The organism is Paraburkholderia sp. GAS206C (assembly GCF_050435645.1).
Lineage (GTDB): Bacteria > Pseudomonadota > Gammaproteobacteria > Burkholderiales > Burkholderiaceae > Paraburkholderia > Paraburkholderia phenazinium_B.
Map to the genome: position 1 here is coordinate 55,930 of NZ_JBNDKR010000004.1, position 22,472 is coordinate 78,401.

The window sequence follows — 22,472 nt, forward strand, 5'->3', positions numbered from 1 at the left end:
TTGTGTTTCATTCGTCGCATACGCTCACAGCACCTTCGAGAGGAATTCACGCGTGCGAGCCTGCGCCGGATCGCCAAGCACGCGCGACGGCGGCCCCGCTTCGACTATGCGTCCACCGTCCATGAATACGATCGTGTCGGCGACCTCGCGCGCGAAGCCAATTTCATGCGTGACAATGATCAGCGTCGTGCCCGAACGTGCAAGCTGGCGGATCACGTCAAGTACCTCGTTGACCAGCTCCGGATCGAGTGCGGACGTCGGCTCGTCAAACAGTAGTACTTTCGGTTTCAGTGCAAGCGCACGCGCAATCGCCACACGTTGTTGCTGACCGCCCGATAGCTGGCGCGGCCATGCATCGGCCTTGTCGCCGAGTCCTACGCGCGCGAGCAGTGTGCGCGCCTCAGCCTGGGCCTGCGCGCGCGGCACACCTGAGGCCAGCGGCGCCTCGATGACGTTGTCGAGCACGCTCAGGTGCGGAAACAGGTTGAAGCTCTGAAACACCATGCCGACATCCGCGCGTCGCCGCTGCAGGATGTCCTTCTCCTTGAGCTCGTAGAGCGTGCGTCCGTCGCGGCGATAGCCGATCAGCTCGCCGTCGATATCAATGAAGCCATCGTCCACGCGTTCGAGGTGGTTGATCGAGCGCAGCAGCGTCGATTTGCCGGAGCCCGACTGACCGAGAATCACGGTGACGCTGCCCGAAGGAAACGCCAGCGAAATGTTATCGAGAACCTTTAGGGTGCCGAAGCTCTTCGAGACATTATGGATGCCCACCTTGCCGCCGATCCGCCGCTGCGCCCAGCCGGCTTTGCCCGCTTCGCTGCTGGATTCGCTGCTGGTTTTTGCCCCAACGCCAGATCGGCTCCCAAGCTCGCCTGCGCTTTCACCAGGTGCAGCGCGCGCATTACGCCACCGGCCGAACAATGCAGTCAACGGCGACAACGCCACCTGCTCGCGCGTCGCACCGCGGGCATAGTACCGTTCGATGTGAACCTGAATCGCCGACAACACCGTGAGGATGATCAGATACCAGATCGTCGCGACCATCAGCAGCGGAATGACTTCCAGATTGCGGTGATAAATGATCTGCACCGTATAGAACAGATCCGGCATCGCGAGGATGTAGACGACGGAGGTGCCTTTCGCGAGACCGATTACATCGTTGAACGCTGTCGGCAGAATGGCGCGCATCGCCTGTGGCAACACGATACGACGCACCTGGCGGCCACCCGGCAGACCCAGCGCCGCACCGGCCTCACGCTGCCCGTGGTCGACGGAGAGAATCCCACCACGGATAGCCTCGGCCGAAAACGCCGCGTGGTTCAGCGTGAGTCCAAGCACGGCCGCGAAAAACGGACTGATCAGATCGGTGGTCGATTCATTCAGTAGTGCAATATGCGTAAACGGAACCCCGATCCAGATCGTCTCGTACAGATAGCCAAGGTTGTTTAACAGCAGCAACAGCACGATCGGCGGGATCGAACGGAATAGCCAGATAAACGCCCACGCACAGCCGGCCAGTAACGGCGAACGCGATACTCGCGCCAGTGCAAGCGGTACCGCGAGCGTGAAGCCGAACAACGCGCCGAGCCCCGTCAGCACCAGCGTACGTCCTAGCCCCTCGAGCACGGGGCCAGCAAAAAACCACTGCGCGAAGACGCCCCAGCCCCAACGCGGATTGCCGAGTACCGAATTCGCCACGATCGCGATCAGCGCGATCGCCAGCACGGTTCCTGCCGTGCGCGCATGGTGCCTTGCGGGAACGATCCGATAGTGCGCGTATTCGGGACCTGCTGCGTCGTCACTTGCGTGGCCTGCGTGAGCCGTGCCGGGAAACCGCTGGGTGGTGTCGCTCATGATTCTGCCCTCCTGCCTCGCGCTACGTCAGTCATGCCGTTTCCGCGGCAGCGTAGCGGCTTTCGCGTCGCGGCAACCCAAGATGATCACGCAGCGTTTGGCCGGCCAGCGTGCGGCTATAGCGGCCACGCGCCTCCAGCGCCGGGATCACATGGCGCACAAAGTCGTCGAAACCTTCGGCCTGCACCGGGAAACCCAGGATGAAACCATCGGACGCACCGGCGTCGAACCAGCGAATCAGTTCGTCCGCGATCTGCTCGCCTGTGCCGATGAATTGCGGCTTCGGTGTCGTCACTTCCAATGCGACCTCGCGCAAGGTCGAGCCATTCTTCTTCGCTTCGGCCTTGATGCGGTCGGTGGTCGAACGGAAGCTGTTTTTGCCGAGGTCACCCAGCTCGGGGAACGGCTCGTCAAGCGGGTATTGAGTGAAGTCGTGATGTTCGAAGAAACGGCCCAGATAGGCGAGCGCCTCCTCTATCGAGATCAGGTCGCGGATCACGCGGTACTTCGCTTCCGCCTCCTCTGCGCTCGCGCCGACGATCGGCCCAATGCCCGGGAAGATCTTGACATCGCTCGCCGCGCGCCCGTGCTCGACTGCGCTCTGCCTCACGCTCTCCGCGAACGCCCGCGTTTCTTCGAGCGATGGCGAATGGGTAAACACCGCATCCGCATACTTGCCGGCAAGCGCAATGCCGGAATCCGATGAGCCTGCCTGGAAAATCACCGGCTGTCCCTGAGGTGAACGCTGGATATTGATCGGGCCCGCCACCTCGAAGAAGCGGCCCTTATGGTTGAGCGTATGCAACTTCTCGCGATCGAAGAAACGTCCGCTCTCGCGGTCGCGCACGAATGCATCGTCATCCCAACTGTCCCATAGTCCCTGCACCGCCTCCAGATATTCGTCGGCGATCTGATAACGCAGTTCGTGATCGGGATGCTCGCCGCCATAGTTCTTCGCGGAGCCTTCGAGCGGCGAGGTCACGACGTTCCATCCCGCGCGTCCGCCGCTAATCAGGTCAAGCGAAGCGAACTGCCGTGCTACCGTAAACGGATGGCTGTACGAAGTCGAGAGCGTGCCCGCCAAACCGATCTTCGAGGTGGCGGTCGCCAGCGCCGACAGGATCGAAATCGGCTCGAAACGGTTCAGGAAATGGGGAATCGACTTCTCGTTGATATAAAGGCCATCGGCTACGAAAGCAAATGCAACGCCGTTGGCCTCCGCCTTCTGCGCGATACCCGTGATGAAATCGAGGTTGACGCTGGCATCGGCGGGGCCAGCCGGATGCTTCCAGGAATTCATATGGCCGCCTGCGCCATGCAGCATGATGCCGAAAGTGAGATTTCGCTGGGTCATGATTGGATCCGGTAAACGAAAATGAGCGTGAATGTAGGAGCGGTCAGACGCGCTCGGCCTGTTCTACAGGGGATAGTGCTTCGAACGAAGCGAGTCGCAGCGCATAGTCCGCTACGGGGGTGTCGATTACGAATTCCTCGATGCCGAAGCGCTCGTGCAATGCGTCGAGTTCCTGATGCACATCGTCTGCGGTACCGGTAACGACGTGCGGATGCAGTTCGTCGAGGCGGTAATCGCTCACGCCGGTTTGCCGCGCGAACTCCGCTGCGGCCTCGGGGCTGGGAAGATTCACGCTCTGCCCTGTGGCGAGCCGCAGTTTGAAAATACGCAATGGACCAACATGACGTTGAGCCTCTGCTTTGGACTCCGCAGCAAACGCGTAGAGCGCGAGCAGCGGCGTACGTCCTGTCGCGTCGCGGTACGTATCAATGGAGCGGCCGATGCTGTCGCTATCGCCGTTAAAGTGACCGGCATAGCAGAATTGCCAGCCGTGTTTCGCGGCAAGCGCAGCACTTTCCGGGCTGCCGCCTAGCAGGATGCCTTGCGGCGCTTCGGGCGGCTGGGGCAACGCGATTGCTCCAGCCAAAGGATGATCGACGTCCACGCCCGCTTTGAGGAACGCGTCCAGTTCGGCGAGCTGATGGGCGAAGTCAGGCTTCTTTGTCTTGTCGTGAAACCATTGAAGCGCGCGCGTCGTCAGCGGCAAGCCGCCCGGCGCCTTGCCGACGCCCAGGTCGACGCGGCCCGGCGCCAGAGACGCGAGCACGCGGAACGCTTCGGCCACCTTAAAAGGGCTGTAATGCTGCAGCATCACGCCACCGGAACCCACGCGGATGCGCGACGTATGCGCGAGCAGATGGGACACCACAATCTCAGGCGCGGAACTGGCGAGCCCTGGCGCGCCATGATGCTCTGCAATCCAGTAACGCTTGTAACCCAACGCTTCCGCACGTTGCGCGAGCCGGACGGTAAAGCGCAGCGCGTCGTGAGCATTCGTTCCGTCGGCAATCGGACTTTTGTCGAGAATTGAAAGGGAATAGGACATATCGATACCTCCCCGCACACTAAAACTTGCGCGGGAACAGAGTTACGGGAAACTTGCCGGGTGACATCCGCTTGTTCCATTATCGCCATCGCAAGCCGATGTCGTTCGAGCAAATTTTGCTATGCATATGATGAATTACGTCAGAACGTGTAGCGGGCACGCAGATAGTAGAAACCGCCGTCCTCGCCGATCGTCGAAGCAAACGCATCGTATTGCGCGCCTTCGAGCTGAGCCTGGTACGGGAGCTTCGACGGATAGACGTTGAACAGGTTGTTCGCCCCCGCCGCTATCTGGAATCGCTTCGTCACGTCGTACCGGACCTCGAGGTCGGTGACGTATCGCGCTGCGTTCTCGAAGTGGATGAACTGCGTCGTCGAGAACGCATTAGGCCCCACGATGTAGGTTTCCTCGCTCGAGGTCGACCCAAAGCGCGTCTCGTGCAGACTCACGCCCCACTTGTCGAGATGCCAGGTGCCGCCGATGATGATCTTGTTCTTCGGCGTCGCCGTGGTCAGCCACGCGATCTGCTGCGCGTTGAGTTCTGGTTGACCATTCGCCCCGTTCGCCACGTGCGTGACCGACGTTGTATTCAGGTTCACACCGAGATCCCAGTCCATCTGTCCATATGCACCAAAGCTGGTGTGCCAGGTGCCGGACAGGTCGAGGCCACGGGTACGCGTACTCGCACCGTTCGTGAAGTAGCTCGCAGACACCGCTGACGCTGGCACCGAACTCGGCACCGACAACCCTGCGGCCTCCATTGCTGCGATCGCCGCCGCGCCAGAGGCCGTGCCGCCTTCGACGATCCGGTTGCGAATGTCGATCTGGTAAGCGTCGATCGTCACATTGAGGTTCTTGACGGGCGTCAGCACGAGGCCGATGTTGTAGTTGGTCGACTCCTCTGGCTTCAATGGCTGCGCGCCGATCAGCTTCGCCGCTGCCGAATTGGCCGCCAGAAGGCCGCTAACCGATGCCGGCGATTCGTTGACGTTGCTGTAGTACTCCTCGGCGAGAGAGGGAGCCCTGAATCCGGTACTGACACTGCCGCGCACTGCAATCTGCGGCGTGAAGTCGTAGCGCGTCGAGATCTTGCCGTTCGTCGTGTCGCCGACATCGCTGTAATGCTCGAAGCGTCCCGCCAGATCGACCGTCCACTTCTGCGTCAGGTGGGTCGAGAGGTCGATATACGTGCCGAGCACGTTGCGTGAGTTGTCGCTGGCGCTAACAGGCGCAAGCCCCGGCAACGCCTGTGCTCCACCTAACAGATAGGAATACTCATCGCCGGGCCCCACGCTGTAGGTCTCACGCCGCTGTTCAAGACCAAACGACACGTTGACCGGTGCCGGCAGCAGCGGCAGTTGGAACGCCCGCGAGAGATCTAGGTTGTTCGTCAGTTGCGTGTTGCTGACGGTGGCAAGGTGGAAACTGGTCGGCGTAAATCCATCCGCCGCGTACAGTGCGGTGTTGGCCGAGTTGACCAGGCCTATGCCTTCATTGTCGCCGCCGTAGGTCGTGCTCAGATCCCAGGACCAGCCGAACAGATTCTGGCCTTTGGCGCCCGCGGTGACGGAATAGTCGTTTTCGTTGACCGTCTCAGTGGGCACGAAGCCGCCGGGATACACCTGCGGCAACACCGAAGGCGGACGATAGTTCTGGTAAGCCTCGGCATCGCGGTGAGCGTAGGTGCCAAAGCCATACAGTTCGACGTCGTCGCCGAGGTAATACCCCGCATTGAAGCCCACTGACTCCCGTGTGCTGGCCGGGTCGCCCTCGATCGGGTTGTAGTAGCCATGCCCCGGCTGGAAGGTTCCGAAATAATCGTCGGGACCGGTGCGGACCGTGTGATTCTGGCGGTCATATTCTGCTGCGAGGTCGAGAAAGCCATGATCGCCGAGATTCAGGCCGATATTGGCGGACTCGCCATTCTTGAAGCCGTCGCCGTCGTAAGTCTGGCCGCTTGTCGTCTGCAGCGAGCCCCCGTGCGAGGCCGACTTCAGGATGATGTTGATCACACCGGCAATCGCGTCCGATCCGTACTGCGCCGAAGCACCGTCACGCAGGATTTCGATGTGATCGATCAGCGCGACCGGGATCATGTCGATATCGACGCCCGTCGAACCCTGGTTGAGACCACCGTCGAGCGCGATATTGGCTGTCGTATGGCGACGCTTGCCATTCACCAGCACGAGCACGTGGTCCGGCGTCAGGCCGTGCAGCGACAGCGCATCGGTCAACTGCGCCGTATCGCCAGCATAGGTCTCGCGCGTAATTGACGGCGACAGTTTGACGAGTGCGTCCCGCAGGTTGTTCTGCCCGGTGGACTGCAACTGCGCGCCGCTGATCACGTCGATCGGGGTCAGGCTCTGGCTCGCCTTTGTACTCGTGCGTGTGCCGGTCACGACGACGGTGTCCTGCTGCACGGTACCGTTAGCGACAGCGTGTTTCGCTGCCGGAGCGGTTTTCTCGGACTGCGCCGCGTTAGGGACTGTTGCCGCGGGCTGGGCTCCGGCCGCGGTCGCTGCGGCATCGCTCGCCTGCGCCGGCGCAGTTGCGCCCTGTGCCCATGCCGCGCCGTTGCATGTAATCGCCAGAACAGCGGCCGAGAGCAACTTTATACGAACTCCGGTGGCGGCCGCGGCAGCCTCATTTTTCCTGTTTTTCTTGCGCATCGAACTGTCCGTTGGTGGTAGGCGAAGACAACGCTCCGCCACACCGGCTGATTTCAGCAGTGCGAGGAGCAATCTATTAGTTCTTAGTAATACTGATGAGATACGGCGAAGAGATAAAGCAGAGCTTCATCCGGGCAGCTCGCGCTGCCTGTCCAAGCTAGCTTTTCGGCAGACCTGGCGGATTTGTCCGGGCCTTGTCGATCGCTTCGGAGCCCAGACTCCAGCGGTCGAGAGCCTGAGTGTATTTCCCGCTGCTAATGAGGTCGTTCAGCAGCAGCGTGAGCGGCGCAGCGAGACCGCTACCCTTGCGGGTGGTAATCGCGACATCGGCCAGGATCGGCCAGCCGCCGCTGATAGTACCCACCGCCCGTATGCCGCCCTTCTGCGCGGCCTCGTAGGCGAGCGCCGAGTTAACGCTCAGAATCACATCGGCACGTCCCGAGCGCAGCGCCACATCGCGCACGGCGATGTCGTCGTAATACTGAACCTGAACCGGCTTCAGACCATGCGCGACATTTTCCTTGTCCCACGCGAGCAGGATCTTTTCCTGGTTCGTTCCAGAATCGGTAATGACACGCAGTCCTGCGACGTCCTTCGGTTCACGGATCACCTTGATCGGGCTCGAATCCGCTACGTAGAACCCGAGCACATCGCGACGATAGGTCGAGAAGTCGAATTTCTCCTTGCGCTCTTCGGTCACGGTCACGTTCGATAAAACTGCATCGACCTTGCCCGACTGCAAGGCAAGCGGCCAGTCTTCCCAGGCAAGCACCACGATTTTCAGCTTGCGGCCGAGGCCGTCAGCCACCAGTTGCGCGAGGTCCGGGTCGAATCCGACCACCGTCTTTTCGTCCGTGGCGTACGCGCCAAGCGGCGGCCACGCGACTGCCATACCGATCACCAGTTCGTCCTTGGAGGCGAACTGAAACGAAGGCGGCACGGCCTTGATCGCCGCCGCATCAGGCGTGGCCCGGACACGATCGTGCTGATCCGGGCTCAGATTGAACGTGCTCGCGGCCCACGCCGCACCGGCCACGCCCAGTGCCAAAGCGAAGAACGTTCCGGCCACTGCCAATAAGACTTTCCGACTTTGCTTCATCACTTGATATGCCTTGTTGAAATAGACGATCTGATCGACGGGCAATACGCGTACTTTCCTACCGGCGGCCGAGCGGCCCAGGGTGGATCAGATCGCGTAGCGAATCGGTGCGGCCCGGCTCCAGCAAATCCTTGCCGAACGGAAGACGAAAATGGATCTCCGGTGCGATCGAACGATCGAACAGGGCTTCGTAGCCGGTATTGGTATAGAGTCCAGCAGCCTCCGGCTGCCGGAAACCGGTAGTCAGATACACCCGGCGATAACCCTGGCGTATCGCCCGCGTTTCGAGCTCCTGAACGACGCGGCGCGCGAGACCCTGACGCCGCTGACTCGCATGGGTCCAGATGCGCTTGAGTTCCGCAGTCGTCGCGTCATAGCGCTTGAAAGCACCGCCGCCGACCGTCTCTCCGTTGCGCAGGATCACAATGAACGCCCCTTCGGGCGGCACGAACAGTTCGGCCGGATAGCGTGCGAGCTCTTCGCTCACCGTGGCAGACCCGGCGGCCCGAAACTCGCTATAGCGGGTGGTGTACTCGACATTCAACGCATCCAGCAAAGGCTGCGCAACGGGATCCAGCAATGTGGTATCGATGATTTCGTATGTCATAGCAGACAGGGGAATCGTGTTTCCCCTTTTTTGTTGAATCTTTTTTCCGTCCGACCTTGATGTCCGTCGAATTAAAAAGAAGATAACAGGCTGCTATTGAGGATCGAACCAAACAATTTACGTATGGTTATTCCAGGGAGTCCATATATATAATTCGCGCTGCATTAACGGATTATTCGATCGAGAATAAAGCGTTAGAATTGCCGCAATATTGGCGGACTATTTATTTCGGATTGCTTTCAAACGGGTTCGGCGAGATGGAATAGACAGTCGCCACGCTCGACTGCGGCCGGCACGCGCTTGCAGACAACCTCGCCCGCTGCCGCGAAGAACGTCGTGACCGGCTCACGCAGCGGCGTATCCGGGAAATGAATGCGTGCCGCGGGCTGGCCGGTCACGACCTGGTCGCCGAGTTCGACGAGCGGCTCGTACACGCCGCGATCGTAGGCATACACGTAATGACGTGAGCCGGACACAGTAAAGAAGCGTGTTTGTGCGGGTGGCCCGTCGGGCACGAGCGGGCCGCTCAGCAGTCCGATGAAACCCAGCAGACTCAGCAGGCCTTGCCGCGCATCGCGCAGCAGCCTGGCCTGCACGGTACCGCCGCCTCCGAGTTCAGTGAGAATGGAGATGGCGCCCTGGCGGCGCGCTGCGGTCGCTGCATGGACGGGATTCGGCCGATGCAAAAACGCTCGCGGTAAGCCGAAAGCGGCGAGCAACGCTTTGAGCCGCTCCTCTTCCTCAGGATCGCGCGGCTCGATGGCCAGCATATTGGCGCCGTCGTAGAGCAGCGAACTGCCGCCCGAATGCACGTCGATCAGATATTGCGAGCGCGCTAGCAGCGTGTGCTCGATGTAATCGGCGATCGCCGCCGTTGGCGAACCTTGGGCATCACCTGGAAAACTGCGGTTCAGATTGCCGCCATCGAGCGGCGAAGTCCTGAGACCCGCCGCAGCGGCCGGAAAATTCGCCATCGGCAGGAAAATCAGTTGACCGCGCACCCACTGAGGCTCGATCTCGCGAATCAGGCTGGAAACGAGTACCTGTCCTTCGTATTCGTCGCCGTGGTTGCCACCCATGAGCAGCACGACGGGGCCATCGCCGTTGCGCACCGACGCGATCGGAATCGGCACCCATCCGTACGCGGAGCGATGCACCGAATAAGGCAGGCGCAGATAACCGACATGACGTCCATCGGCATCGAGATCGACTTCATTGTGGATGGTGCTCATCGGGTTCCCTCGTTGCCTCACGCGGCTCGCGCATGGCGGTTGACCGGTCGTCGAAGTCCCAGATTATCGCGCAACGTGCGGCCCTCGTATTCGCTGCGGAACAGGCCGCGTCGTCTGAGTTCGGGGATCACGAGTTCGACAAAATCGTCCAGCCCGGCCGGCAGGACCGGCGGCATGACGTTGTAACCGTCGGCACCGCCTTTCACGAAGCGATCCTCGAGTTGATCGACAATCTGCGCTGGCGTACCGACGAGTTGCCAGTGCCCTCGGGCACCCGCTACCCGCAGATACAACTGCCGGATCGTCAGATTCTCGCGCCTCGCCAACTCAAGCGTCAACAACTGACGGCTCTTGCTCGCGTTCGTCTCGGGCAATTCGGGGATCGGACCGTCGAGCGGATAGCCCGATAGATCAAAACCGCCCGTCAGCCCTGACACTAGTGCAAGACCCACCTTTGGATCAATCAGCGCCTGCAACTGCTCGAATTTCTCCCGCGCCTCGCTTTCGCTGCGGCCCACGATGGGAAACACGCCAGGCATGATTTTCAGGTCGTCCGGGTGCCGGCCATATTGTGCGAGGCGCCCTTTGACGTCCGAATAGAAATCGATGGCGTCCTCGAGCGTCTGCTGCGCTGTGAAGATAACCTCGGCCGTGCGGGCCGCAAGGTCGCGCCCCGCCTCCGACGATCCAGCCTGCACGACGACCGGATGCCCCTGCGGCGAACGGGCTACATTCAGCGGGCCCCTGACCTGGAAGAAGCGCCCCTTGTGATCAAGGACGTGTCGCCGTTCCGGATCGAAGAAGCGCCCTTGATCCTTGTCGCGCAGGAATGCATCGTCCTCCCAACTGTCCCACAGACCCCCTACTACCTCGGCAAATTCGATTGCGCGCTCGTAGCGCTCCGCGTGATCGAAATGCTTGTCGCGGTTGAAGTTCTTTGCCTCATGCTCATTGGACGAAGTGACCAGGTTCCATCCCGCGCGCCCGCCGCTGATGTGATCGAGCGACGCGAATTTGCGGGCGATGTGGTACGGCTCGTTGAAGCTGGTGGAGGCCGTTGCAACCAGACCCACATGTTCCGTGACGGCCGCCAGCGCGGATAGCAACGTAATCGGTTCGAACTGCGCGACGTAGCTGTGCGCCGTGCGGCTGAGAAACTCCACATTGTCGCCACGCGTACCGACACCATCCGCGAGAAACACCAGATCGAATTTTGCCGCTTCCGCCGCCTGGGCCAGCTTCACGTAGTGCCTGAAATTGACGCCAGCATCGGCCTGCGCTTCGGGATGACGCCATGCTGCGATATGGTGTCCTGAGGGATAGAGAAAAGCGCCGAGGCGCAATTGGCCAGTGCGTTGGGTCATGGTGATGGACGGAGAAAATGAGGAATCGACGGGCGGCCCTAGGCGCTCTTTTGCCAGACACGTCCGTTATCGGGGCGCGCGAGCCCGAGGTGCTCGCGCAGCGTGCGGCCTTCATAGTCGGTGCGAAAAATGCCGCGCTGTTGCAGGAGCGGCACGACGCCATCGGCAAAATCCTGCAGGCCGCCCGGCAGAACGTCGGGCATCAGGTTAAAGCCATCGGCGGCGCCGGCGTTGAACCAATGCTCGATGTCATCGGCGATCTGCTCGGGAGTCCCGACGATCACGCGATGCCCACCGCCGCCCGCAAGCGAACGGATCAGCTCTCGCACCGTATAGCCATGCCGCCGGGCCTGCGCGATGGTTGCGTGAAAGAAGGTATGGTTACCATTGCCGCCACCCGGTAGCGTGAGATTGTCGGGTAGTTGCTCGTCGAGCTTGAGTTTGTCCGCGGGAATGCCTAGTGTGCCGGCGAGGCGCGTCACACTGTAGCTCCAGGGAATCAGATCGACCAGTTCGTCGCGTCGCCGCAAGGCTTCGCTTTCCGTGGCGCCGATAATGGTCGTCAGGCCTGCCAACACCTTCACTGCATTGCGCCCATAGCTTGCTGCGCGGGCCTTTAGCTCGCGGCCATAGGCGAGCGACTCTTCAAACGACTGTGAGGCAGAGAATACTGCTTCAGCATGGCGTGCCGCGAGGTCGCGGCCATCTGGCGATGCTCCGGCCTGCACGAGTACCGGATGCCCCTGCGGCGAGCGCGGCAGGTTCAACGGCCCCTGCACATCGAAATATTTTCCGCGGTGGGCGACGGGATGAACCTTGCCGGTATCGACGAAATGTCCACTGGTTTTATCGCCGATGAACGCGTCGTCTTCCCAGCTATCCCAGAGCGCCTTGACCACCTCGGTGAACTCGGCCGCGCGCGCGTAGCGCTCGGTGTGGTCGGGCACCGCCTCGCGGCCGAAATTGCGCGCCGAGGCCAGGTCGGCTGTCGTGACGACGTTCCAGCCGGCGCGCCCTGCGCTGACGTGATCGAGCGTCGCGAAACGCCGCGCAATGTTATACGGCTCGTTGTAGCTGGTCGATGCCGTTCCGATCACACCGATGCGCGAAGTAGCAGCCGCGATGCTCGCCAGCAGCACCGTCGGTTCGAGCGCGGTGATCGGACGAAAGTTAATCTGATCGGCAATCGACGCGTTATCGGCGAGGAACACGGCATCGAATTTCGCTGCCTCGGCAATCTGCGCGACGCGGACGTAATGACCGACATCGATGAACGCGTGCGGATCCGCCTCCGCGATTCGCCACGCTGACGGGACGAAACCGGAGTGCAGGATATTGATGTTCAGATGCAACTGGCGCGGCGCGCGCCGGCCGGCAGCGTGGCTCATGAGAAAGTCTCCGTAGCGGGATCGTCTTCGCTCGCCTCGCGAGCGCAAGTGCAAGCGGCGTGTAACGCAGCCCCGCAACCGGCTCGACTGCGCGGACCGGTGGAGGGCCCGCCAGACAGCGTCAATGGACCTTCGGGAAGCCGTGACGTTCGGCGAGCAGCGCAAGAATGCGGTTGGTGTCGGTGACGAAACGCTTGCTGCCTAGCGTCTGCGCGTCGTCGGGCACCGGCGCCTCGTCGCCGAGGATCAGCACGGGCAGGCCCTGATGATCCGCATCGAGCGCCTGGATCGCCACCTCGCGTGGACGCGCAAACGGCAAACGCTGGATGTCGAGGCTGGCGCTCTTCGATGGGTCGCTTGCAAGAAGCCCTTCGATGGGCGCGCCATGGGGGCAAATGAAGCGCTCGCCAGGATGCTTCGGATCGGTAAAGCCCGGTTCGAGGAGTAAGAGAAGGTCTCGGCTCATGATGTGCGGCGGATCCATAGGGGATGAGTCGAACGATTCTCAACCCTCGAACGGCATCACGCCACGAATAAATCTGCACAAGGATATGCGGCCAGCAACTTAAGGAAATCAAAACCGATTCGCAAGCAGCTAGAACACCCGTCCCTCGGTCAGATGTGTGGTCACGCCGTTCAGTTCGTAATCGCCGATCACGCGCGCCTTGTGCAGCAGTGGGTTGTGACTGAAAATCGTGCGCAGGTTGCGCCAGTGACGGTCGAAGTTATGCGAGCGCGCCGTGGCCGACGCTCCGCCGACTTCGAACAGACGTTCGCCTGTATAGAGCGCGAGTTTGCTCACGACCAGTTGGGTCTTGGCCGTGGCGAGCGCACCTTCGAGCACCAGTTCTTCGGCATTGCTCACGCCTTTGCGGATCGCGTTCGCCGAGCGGTCCAGCGTGCGCGCATTTTGCTGCACCAGGGCGTCGATTGACAGACTATGCGCTGCGAGGTCGCCGATCACCTGTTGCACGAAACCATCCTCGCGCGCCGAGGGCGCAGGGCTATGCAACACGGGCCGGCCGAACTGCGTCACGTAGCGTCGCGCATCGGCCACGATGTTGCGCACAATCCCGGCAGCCACTGCCACCAGATGCAACTGCCGCAACGCGCCGCCGTGCCGTCCTGCCAGCGTGGTGCTCCCACGTGCAGCGATTTCATGCGTATAGACGCGCACATTGTCGAGCACGAGACCGCCGCTTGCCGTCATGCGCTGGCCCATGCCGTCCCAGTCATCGAGAACCTGCAGACCTTCACGTGTCACCGGAATCACGATCTGCATGGTCTCGTCATTCTCATCCTGCACGTTGATGCGCGCATAGTCGGAAAACGCGGTTCCCGTCGAATAGTATTTGCGACCCGACACGCGATAATGTCCGCCGTCGCGTACCAGTCTGGTGGTGATTTCGCCAGGACGTGCGGTTCCGAGTTCAGTAGATGCTCCGCCAAAGATCGCACCCTTCTGCAGGCGTTCGATCTGAATATCGTTGAACGTGGAGCGCGGCGAGAGCACCAGCGACTCGGTCAGGTCGTAATGAATCCGCAAGGCGTGCGCCACATTGGACTCATGCGCAGCCAGAGTGGTGACGACATGAAACAGGTCTTCCAGCGTCCCGCCTAAACCGCCCCACTCCAGCGGAAGACGCAAGACACCCAGCCCCGACTCGCGAAACAGCGCGAATGCGTCAAACGGCAACTCACGCCTGGTTTCGCGCTGCGCGGCGTCTTCGCCGATCGCTTCAGCCAAAGCCGGCAACGCGGATAAAGCCGCCTGGAGCCGCGACTGTGCGGCGGTGTCGTTGGAGACCTGCATGCCTTCATTCCTTTTTGAAAACGCACGGACCGGGCGTGTCCGGCTGCAAGGCGGCGATCGAAACGATCGAGCCGCGGATTCAGTTTGCCGAAGCAACGGGTCAGTATAGGAATGTGATGCGCAGCGCAGAACCACAGATTTGAGCTATGGATATGCGTGAGTATGGATTGGAGGGCGTTGCAGGTGCCGTCAGCTCGCGTTCGGCGCTTTGGCGTGATCGTCGCCCATGCGTTCAATGAACCGCTCGGCCGCTAACGTGAACGAGTGTTGCCAGATCTGCTCAGCCAAAACGAAATCCTTGTCCTTGATTGCCTTTGCGAGCGCCTCGATCCTCTCGAGCGCGTCCTTCTCGCGATCTGTATAGGTCATGCTCAACAGATTGTTGAAGCGCACCACCTCGGCCGTCAACTCCTCGAAATAGCGCGCGGTCTTCTCCAACTGGCTCGCCTTGACAATAGCGTCCTGAAACTCAAGGTGATTGTTGATCGAGGCGTTCTGGTCCGGCTCCTTGGCAAAGCGCAATGCGTTGCGCGTGAGCCGCTCGAGATCGCGGATGACGCTGCCCGTGAGCAGTTCAGGTTTCGATGCCAGCGCGCGCAGTGCAATCGTCCCTAACGCCGAGCGGATTGCATACACCTCGAGAATGTTTTCCGGATTGATCTCGGCGACGATTGCACCACGGTTGGGCCGTACTTCGACGAAGCCCTCCCGGCTAAGACGCTTCAGCGCCTCCCGCACCGGGTGCCGCGAAACGTTTAGCTGGTCTGTCAACCGGCTTTCAATCAGCCGGGTGCCTGGCGCAAAACGCCCCGAGACGATCGCGTCCCTGATCTGCATCGCGGCATACTCGACGCTATCGAGCGCCACTTTCGGAGCGAGGCCGCCCACCTGTGCCTTTGTTTTCAGAACCACCGCGAGATGCCTTTAAAAAATGTCGATAATCGACATTGTACGGCAGTTCGGCAACAGCGCAGATAGCGAGATTCAACGCCTTCAGGCGCCACGTGGGACGCCAAAAATCAGATCCGACACCGGCGGCCGTATCAACTCCAGCCGCCATCCACCACAAAGCTCTGGGCGCTGCACATGCGGCTGTCGTCGGAGGCGAGCCAAAGCGCCATCCGCGCGATATCGTCCGGCATGACCAGATCCTTGAGGCACTGACGCCGTTGGATTTCGGCCTTGCCTTCGTCTGTGACCCATAGTTCGAGTTGCCGCTTCGTCATCACCCAGCCGGGCACGAGCGTATTCACGCGGATTCCGCGCAGACCGAGATCCCGTGCGAGGCCGCGCGTCAAACCTTCGATAGCCGCTTTGGCCGCAATGTAGATCGGCATCCCGCCAAGTCCTACGCGCCAGCTGAAGGAGCCGACATTGACGATCGACCCGCCGCCGGAGCGGACCATGCCGGGCACGACCGACTGCGCGCAAAAGAACAGGTGCCGCAGATTCAGCGCGATGCGTTCGTCGAAATATTCGACCGAGACGCTTTCCAGGTCGTGCCGCTCATCGTGCGCGGCGTTGTTGACCAGCACCTCGATATCGCCATGCTGTGCGCAATGACCGGCGATCGCGCTCTGCACTGCGGCTATATCGCAAAGATCGACGTGCAAAAACACCGGTTTCCTGTTTTCAGGCGCGTCCAGCTTGTCGAGCAGCCAGCGTGCCGCCGCTTCATCACGTTCGATAAACACAACCCGTGCGCCCTGGCGCCAGAACTGCTCGACGTGCGAGGCACCGATGCCTCCACCGCCGCCTGTCACCAGCACATGGCGATCTACAAGACTGGGATATTGCGCGAATTTCATTGGAAACCCTCCTGTTCAAGCAACACGCCAGGATCAGGCCTTGACGAGCACCTGCCCTTCAAGCCGCTCCTGGCCGATCCGCTCGATCGGACCCAATTCCTTTTCGACCAGCGGTAAAACCTCAGAAACAAACCGTTCCAACGAACGACGGGCCCGTTCGAGCGGCATGCACCCAAACTGGAAATTGCAGGCGTAGTGCGTCGGATTCAGGCGGCGCAGATCCTGGACGATCCGCTCGGCCACCTGTTCTGGAGTGCCAACGACTGTGTTCGCCGCATACTGTTCAATCGTCTGCTCCCCATCGAATGGCTCGTCGCTGATGAAGCTGCCATCCATCGGGAGATCGTTAAAACGAAGGTGGTTGGCCATGCGACCCACATAGCGTGCACGCTCGCCGGCCTCGAGCGCTTCCGCGCGGCTGTCCGTGACATGCACGTACTGCATGATGGCCAACGGCTTCGTCTTCGGATCGACACCGACCACCCGCCAGTTCTGATCGAGCTGATCGACCATCTTGTACAGCACCGGCGAACCGAGCGTACTGGCGGCAAGAAACGGCGTGGCGTTGCTGTTGCGGATTCGCTCCAGCAGCGGAATCTGGCTGCTCGTGACATACACCGGCGGTATCGGGCTCTGCAGAGTCCGCACGGCAAAGGTCGACCTGGGCACCGTGATGTATTTACCTTCGAATTCGACCTCGCCATTGAGCAGCGCGCTCTCGACGACGTTCCAGTACTCCAGGAACATCTCCACTTTTTCCTCGATAGGCAAGCGAAAACGCTCGAATTCGAACTGCTGATAGCCCGTACCGACTCCGATTACCGCGCGCCCTTCCGACTGGATGTCGAGCAGCGCGATCTCCTGGGCAACCCGCACAGGGTTGTAGAGCGGCAATACGATCACCCCCGTACCGAGCTTGATGCGTTTGGTCCAGCCCGCGGCGTAGGACGCCATCATCAGCGGCGACGCACACATCGAATAGTTGCAGAAGTGATGCTCCGCGAACCATGCCGTGTCGAAGCCCAGATGTTCCGCGGCCTGCACCATCGTTTTCGTATCGCTCATCACACCAGCGGCCCCTTGCGGATGATCACGCAGGGTCATGAGGCTGAAAATTCCGAATTTCATCCAACTCTCCAGATTACGTTCCAATCAAAACCGCTACCGTTCATGCTGCTGCGGCTGCGAGCGCCGCCGTAGTGACGTAGGTCCCGTCCTGGTAAATGAGGGGACTGACCTCTTCGGCAAACCGGACCTCTTCGACCTTGCCGATCACGACCACATGGGTCCCATATCTGATGGTCTCTCCGACGCTGCAGAGCAGATTGGCCTGCGCGTCGGTGAGGTAGGGGATACCCAGAGTGTCGCCTTCCCAATGGCCCGCGCCAAAACGCTCCGAACCCTTGAGCTTTCCCCCAAACGCACTCGACACATCCGCATGCGAGCGTTTGAGGACGTTCACATAGAAGCGCCCTTCGGCCATCAGCGGTCCGATCACCGACGACGACGTATTCAGGCACACCACCATCGAGCAGGGCTCCAGTGAGAGCGAGGTAACGGCCGTGGCCGCCATACCGAACCACCCACCGTCGCGAGCGCAACTGATCACGCTGACGCTGGCAGCCAGTCTGCGCATGCATTGACGGAATCCATCGTTAAGCTCGCCGGTACTCATGACATCTCTCCACAGTGGGTCGGTTGTCTTAAATATTGCAGATTATCTACAATCCGTCAACGTGATTCCGGGCCTTGTTGCGGGGCCCGATCGCGAAGTTAGAGGGAAATTCCGCCGTCGATAATGACCGTTTGACCCGTCATCATCCGTGCGCCGAAGCCCAGGTAGGCAATCGTTTCGGCGACGTCCGCCGTGGTTGCCCAGCGCTTGAGCGGCGTCTTTTCGATCGATTCCTTCCTGTGTTCCTCAGTCCAGCCGATCCCCCACGAACTTTCCACTACGCCCGGCGCAACGGCATTCACCCGAACATTGGGCGCAAGCGAACGGGAGAGGTTTTTGGTCAGATTGATCACCGCCGCCTTGGACGCGCTGTAACAGATGCTGCTGCTCACCGAGCCGAACCCGGCAATCGAAGCCGTGTTGACGATCGCACCTTTCGCTTCGGCCAAAGCCTTGGCAGCGAACTTCGAGCAGCGAAACACGCTCATGAGGTTGGTATTCATGATGACCGTCCAGAGATCCTCGGTGACAGAGTCGAGATCGGCGATCGGAATCGGTTTGCTCACGCCCGGTACGCCGGCGTTATTCACGAGAAGATCGAGACGTCCCAATTGTTCGATGGCCGTTCGGACCATCTCTTCCGCGCTACCCGGGTTGCCTACGTCGCCCGGCGCCGCAAACGCCGTGCCGCCGCTTGCCTGAATGCTTTTCACGGCCTCCGGACCACGCGGATCGTTCGGTAGAAAGTTGATAGCCACGGCGGCACCGGAGCGTGCGAGCAGCCTCGCCGTTTCCAGGCCTATGCCCGACGCGGCGCCGGTGACCAGTGCCGCGCGATTTTTAAGGTCAAACGAAATCATGGCGCTCCTTGGTTGTGCAAATGGATGTTGCCGGGCGAATGCACGCCCTTCGTACTTCTGATTGATTACCTTTCGACGGTCGTCACGCTCTCGAATCGCGCTGCAAAAACCGCTGGGTTCTCTCATCGCGAGGACTGCCGAGCACTTCCGCCACCGTCCCAACCTCGCAGACCTGTCCCGAATGGAGAAAGGCGACGCGGTCGCCAGACTGGCGCGCAAACGAAATGTCGTGAGTCACGACGACCATGGTCATGCCTTCGGATTTCAGCAGACGCATCGTGTCGAGCACTTCGCCAACCAGTTCTGGATCCAGTGCCGACGTCACCTCATCGAACAGCATGTACGCCGGTTCCATGGCCAGTGCGCGGGCAATTGCCATACGTTGCTGCTGACCGCCCGACAGCCGCGTTGGCAACAGATCCGCCTTGTCGCCGAGACCCACGTGCTCCAGATGCTTCTTCGCGATCGCGCGGGCGTCGCTACGGCTGCGTTTGGCGACCAGCCGCAGCGCAAGCATGACGTTCTCCAGTGCAGTCAGGTGCGGAAACGCGTTGTACTGCTGAAAGACAATTCCAAGCTTCTGTCGCAGGCGATTCAGGTTGGTGTCCTTCGCATGAACATTGATACCGTCGACCGTGATCGATCCCCCCTGAATCGGCTCCAGCCCATTGATGCACTGAAGCAAGGTCGACTTGCCCGAGCCACTGGCGCCCAACAGGCACAGCAACTCGCCTTTTTTCACGTCCAGATCGATCCCTTTCAGGATCTCGACCTCGCCGAACTTCTTATGGACCGAACGGATTTCGATCATGATGCGATGCCTCTTTGCAAATGAGCGCTGTAACGCGACACGGGATAGCAGATCACGAAATAGAACAGCCCGACCCCAAGTAGCAGCGGCAAGGTTTCATTGGTACGCGAGATGAGTATCTGCGCCGACTTCATAAACTCGACGTATCCGACGACGCTTACCAGCGCCGTATCTCTCGTCAATCCAAGCAGAAGCCCGATCCATGCACTCAGTCCCGTGCGCAGTGCCAGGGGCGCGGAGATATGGAAGAGCGTCTGGAAATACCCCATGCCGAGCGAGCGAGCCGCACGGATGTATGCGTACGGCACCGATCCGAGCGAGCCCCGCACCACTTCGGAGGTCACCACGGTCATGGACGAACTCAGGACAATGATGCTCAACCAGAACGTGCTGAACGCGTTGCCAGACATCGAAAGCGCGCTGTTGACAAGAATCAGCTGAATGAGCAACGGAACGCTGCGCGTGATATCGACGTAAGGAGTGGTGACGACACGGATTCCCGGCGACACATGTCGAAGCCAGCCGAGGACGATGCCTCCGCACGTTCCGATCCCCCCCGCAAGGACCGATACGAGCAGGGTATGGAGCGCCCCGATGAGCAGAAACTGCGCGTCGCTCCAATGAAAGCCCTGATCCGCCAGAATGAACTGCATACGCTAGGTCCTCAAGGCACGGCGAAACACGATCTTCGAGCCGAACTCGATGGCCTTGGCAAGCACGTAGTAGATACCCGCGGTCACCAGGAAGAATTCGAAACTCCGGAACGAGACTGACTGTGCCGCGTTGGCCGCACCGGTCAACTCCCTCAAACCGATCAGCATGCCTAAGGATGAATTCAGCAGTGCCCACACAGCCTGATTGATGAACGCCGGAAACACGTGGCTGAAAACCTGCGGGAAGATCACCTTTCGGTATGCCTGCCACTGGCTCATGCCCAGTGAGCGAGCGGCTCTCAGTTGTTGCGGAGGAACGGCAACCAGGCCCCCGCGGAAGATCTCGGCGAGGTAGCCCGCGTTGTTGAAAGTCAGCGCAATCAGCACCGAGGCGAAACTCGAGATGTTGATGCCGAGGGCGCCGACGCCGAAGTACATCATGTACACCTGAAACAGCGTTGGTGTATTTCTCGCCACCTCGATCCATGCCGACGAAAATTTTCCGGCGACGCCCCGCCCATTCTGTCTTGCAACCGACAGCGGCATGGCCAGCAGCGTTCCGAACAAGACGGAGAGACACGTGATCTCGACTGTCAGCCGCACTCCGCTCAACAGTTCGGGCCATGCATCCCACACGAGAGACCAGTAAAAGGTATAACCAGACACATGTACTCCCAATCAGACGCAGTCCCGACGTGCCGCAATCGCGGGTTCAGTAGTCGACGCCCTTGAGATTGAGCGGTGCCGGCTCGCCCGGCGCGATGTACTTGTTATACAGTTCCTTGTACCGGCCCGATGCCACCTGATTCCAGACAAACAGCTTCACCCACTGCAGAAACTGATAGTCGTCACGCTTGACGGCGATCGAATCCATGTCGGACAGGTCTGCCGTTCCGCCCACGACGAACGTCGGAAACTTTCCGCTCTTCACCAGCAGGTCGGCGGTGGACGCCGAGACCAGGATCGCATCGACCTTTCCCTGCTGGAGCGCCAGATAGGCCTCGGTATCGGAGGCGAAGCCGGTATAGGTCGTCTTCGGGTTCTTCCACTGGGCGATGGACTTGTTCAGAAACTGCTCGGTCGAGGTGCCATTGACGCCGCCCAGAGCGTGTCCCTTCATACTGTCATACGACTGGATGCCTGCGCCTTTCCGGGCCAGCACGACGGTCACGTAATTGATGTACGGCTGGCTGAAGGCCACGCTGATGCCGCGCTGCGCGGTATTCGTGGTCGACGCAATCAGCACGTCGATCCGGTTCGACACCAGCGCCGGGATACGGTCAGGCGACGGCGTTTCGACAATCTCGGCCTCGGCGCCGAGCGCCTTCGCCATATCCTGGCAATACGCCACGTCGAAGCCATCGGGCTTGTTATCGGGCGTCCGGAAACCCGCGGGCGGCGAGTCGAGCATGACGCCGCAGCGCAGTTTCTTCGCCTGGATGACAGAATCCAGCGTCGATCCATAGCCCGGCATCATGAGCGCCGCAAGGCCAAGCGCGACCACCGCGCGGACAACCATACTAACTTTTGACATGTCCTATCCTTTGCTGGGTAAGCAAACCGCTAGTGATCGCGGCGCACTTCACTGGGATTGAGAGGCAAACGCACGACCCGCCACCGCCCGTCCAGACGGTCAACCAGTCAGGCGACACATCTAAATTAAGTAGATTGTCTACAATTGTCAACCAGACAAAAACCCCATGCAGGGGTTCGCCGCGCCTCAGGGCTTTTTAGTTTCAGCCGTTTTCGCCCGAGGCCTTGCAGGCGCGTTCTTCTTCAGTTTGGTCTGGTTATATTCGATCGCGGCACGTACAAGGGCTTTCAGGGCACGGTCGTTAACCTTATCGCCCTCGAGAAAGTCGATCGCCCGTCTCATGTTGCCTTCGAGCCCCGCGTTGAACAGCTTGTCCGGATCCGCCAGATTCGCCCCGTGGGCAAAGGTGACCTTCACCTTCCCTTTGTGGGCATTGGCCACCGCGATCATTCCGTCGCGCGACCACACCGGGCTGCCCATCCACTTCCATTCCTCGATGATCTCCGGGTCCGCCCCAAGGATGCTCTTGCGCACGCTGGCAAAAGTCTTACCGCGCCAATCCGTCAGTCCTGCGATCAGTTCGTCAATGCGTTCCGATGGATTCATTAGCTCTCCATGCCTTCGGTTCCGGTGTCGTCCCGTTCAATCACAATCGTAAATGTAGCGGCTACACTGGAAGATTGTAAGCGAACGCTGGTACGAC

Annotated in this window: 21 protein-coding genes; all 21 read right to left on the reverse strand. The window is 60.5% G+C overall.

Going from position 1 to position 22,472, the window contains the following annotated elements; genetic code table 11:
• Positions 1-24: 24 nt before the first annotated feature.
• The 21 genes from P3T20_RS12485 to P3T20_RS12585 all read right to left on the reverse strand — a co-directional run bounded on the left by P3T20_RS12485 (position 25) and on the right by P3T20_RS12585 (position 22,375).
• On the reverse strand, positions 25-1,857 hold the full coding sequence (locus P3T20_RS12485) for an amino acid ABC transporter permease/ATP-binding protein (protein ID WP_074264517.1): 1,833 nt from the start codon (positions 1,855-1,857) through the stop codon (positions 25-27).
• A 31-nt stretch (positions 1,858-1,888) separates the two neighbouring features.
• Positions 1,889-3,211 carry an LLM class flavin-dependent oxidoreductase gene (locus P3T20_RS12490; protein ID WP_074264516.1) on the reverse strand — a complete coding sequence of 441 codons (1,323 nt, stop codon included), beginning with the start codon at positions 3,209-3,211 and terminating at the stop codon, positions 1,889-1,891.
• Positions 3,212-3,254: 43 nt separating this feature from the next.
• Positions 3,255-4,256, reverse strand: a complete 1,002-nt coding sequence (locus P3T20_RS12495) for an LLM class flavin-dependent oxidoreductase (RefSeq protein WP_074264515.1) — start codon at positions 4,254-4,256, stop codon at positions 3,255-3,257.
• Between the two features lie 140 nt (positions 4,257-4,396).
• Positions 4,397-6,925, reverse strand: coding sequence for a TonB-dependent receptor plug domain-containing protein (locus tag P3T20_RS12500; RefSeq protein ID WP_074264514.1), 2,529 nt, complete (start codon positions 6,923-6,925; stop codon positions 4,397-4,399).
• Positions 6,926-7,082: 157 nt separating this feature from the next.
• On the reverse strand, positions 7,083-8,024 hold the full coding sequence (locus P3T20_RS12505; RefSeq protein ID WP_074266062.1) for an ABC transporter substrate-binding protein: 942 nt from the start codon (positions 8,022-8,024) through the stop codon (positions 7,083-7,085).
• A 58-nt stretch (positions 8,025-8,082) separates the two neighbouring features.
• Positions 8,083-8,631, reverse strand: coding sequence for a GNAT family N-acetyltransferase (locus tag P3T20_RS12510; RefSeq protein WP_074264513.1), 549 nt, complete (start codon positions 8,629-8,631; stop codon positions 8,083-8,085).
• 239 nt (positions 8,632-8,870) lie between these two features.
• Positions 8,871-9,863: a succinylglutamate desuccinylase/aspartoacylase family protein gene (locus P3T20_RS12515; protein WP_074264512.1), complete on the reverse strand. Its 993-nt coding sequence runs from the start codon at positions 9,861-9,863 to the stop codon at positions 8,871-8,873.
• Between the two features lie 17 nt (positions 9,864-9,880).
• Entirely contained in the window at positions 9,881-11,227 is a 1,347-nt protein-coding gene (locus tag P3T20_RS12520; protein WP_074264511.1) for an LLM class flavin-dependent oxidoreductase, read from the reverse strand.
• 38 nt (positions 11,228-11,265) lie between these two features.
• Positions 11,266-12,615, reverse strand: a complete 1,350-nt coding sequence (locus P3T20_RS12525) for an LLM class flavin-dependent oxidoreductase (RefSeq protein ID WP_074264510.1) — start codon at positions 12,613-12,615, stop codon at positions 11,266-11,268.
• A 121-nt stretch (positions 12,616-12,736) separates the two neighbouring features.
• Positions 12,737-13,081 carry a DUF3088 domain-containing protein gene (locus P3T20_RS12530; protein ID WP_074266061.1) on the reverse strand — a complete coding sequence of 115 codons (345 nt, stop codon included), beginning with the start codon at positions 13,079-13,081 and terminating at the stop codon, positions 12,737-12,739.
• 129 nt (positions 13,082-13,210) lie between these two features.
• The gene (locus tag P3T20_RS12535) at positions 13,211-14,428 is read right to left on the reverse strand and encodes an acyl-CoA dehydrogenase family protein (protein ID WP_074264509.1); all 1,218 of its coding nucleotides are present in this window, start codon (positions 14,426-14,428) and stop codon (positions 13,211-13,213) included.
• 189 nt (positions 14,429-14,617) lie between these two features.
• Positions 14,618-15,340 carry a GntR family transcriptional regulator gene (locus P3T20_RS12540; protein ID WP_217272807.1) on the reverse strand — a complete coding sequence of 241 codons (723 nt, stop codon included), beginning with the start codon at positions 15,338-15,340 and terminating at the stop codon, positions 14,618-14,620.
• A gap of 131 nt (positions 15,341-15,471) precedes the next feature.
• On the reverse strand, positions 15,472-16,236 hold the full coding sequence (locus P3T20_RS12545; RefSeq protein ID WP_074264508.1) for an SDR family NAD(P)-dependent oxidoreductase: 765 nt from the start codon (positions 16,234-16,236) through the stop codon (positions 15,472-15,474).
• A gap of 33 nt (positions 16,237-16,269) precedes the next feature.
• Complete coding sequence (locus tag P3T20_RS12550; protein ID WP_074264507.1) at positions 16,270-17,364, reverse strand: LLM class flavin-dependent oxidoreductase; 1,095 nt, start codon at positions 17,362-17,364, stop codon at positions 16,270-16,272.
• A gap of 40 nt (positions 17,365-17,404) precedes the next feature.
• Entirely contained in the window at positions 17,405-17,911 is a 507-nt protein-coding gene (locus P3T20_RS12555) for a flavin reductase family protein (protein WP_074264506.1), read from the reverse strand.
• A 98-nt stretch (positions 17,912-18,009) separates the two neighbouring features.
• Positions 18,010-18,771 carry an SDR family NAD(P)-dependent oxidoreductase gene (locus P3T20_RS12560; protein WP_074264505.1) on the reverse strand — a complete coding sequence of 254 codons (762 nt, stop codon included), beginning with the start codon at positions 18,769-18,771 and terminating at the stop codon, positions 18,010-18,012.
• Between the two features lie 82 nt (positions 18,772-18,853).
• Positions 18,854-19,582, reverse strand: a complete 729-nt coding sequence (locus P3T20_RS12565; RefSeq protein ID WP_429286999.1) for an amino acid ABC transporter ATP-binding protein — start codon at positions 19,580-19,582, stop codon at positions 18,854-18,856.
• Complete coding sequence (locus tag P3T20_RS12570; protein WP_429287000.1) at positions 19,579-20,235, reverse strand: amino acid ABC transporter permease; 657 nt, start codon at positions 20,233-20,235, stop codon at positions 19,579-19,581. The genes P3T20_RS12565 and P3T20_RS12570 overlap by 4 nt, the downstream gene beginning before the upstream one ends.
• Positions 20,236-20,238: 3 nt before the next feature.
• The gene (locus tag P3T20_RS12575) at positions 20,239-20,901 is read right to left on the reverse strand and encodes an amino acid ABC transporter permease (RefSeq protein ID WP_074264502.1); all 663 of its coding nucleotides are present in this window, start codon (positions 20,899-20,901) and stop codon (positions 20,239-20,241) included.
• 46 nt (positions 20,902-20,947) lie between these two features.
• Positions 20,948-21,769, reverse strand: coding sequence for a transporter substrate-binding domain-containing protein (locus P3T20_RS12580; protein WP_074264501.1), 822 nt, complete (start codon positions 21,767-21,769; stop codon positions 20,948-20,950).
• A 186-nt stretch (positions 21,770-21,955) separates the two neighbouring features.
• Positions 21,956-22,375, reverse strand: a complete 420-nt coding sequence (locus P3T20_RS12585) for a DUF1801 domain-containing protein (RefSeq protein WP_429287001.1) — start codon at positions 22,373-22,375, stop codon at positions 21,956-21,958.
• Positions 22,376-22,472 lie beyond the last annotated feature (97 nt).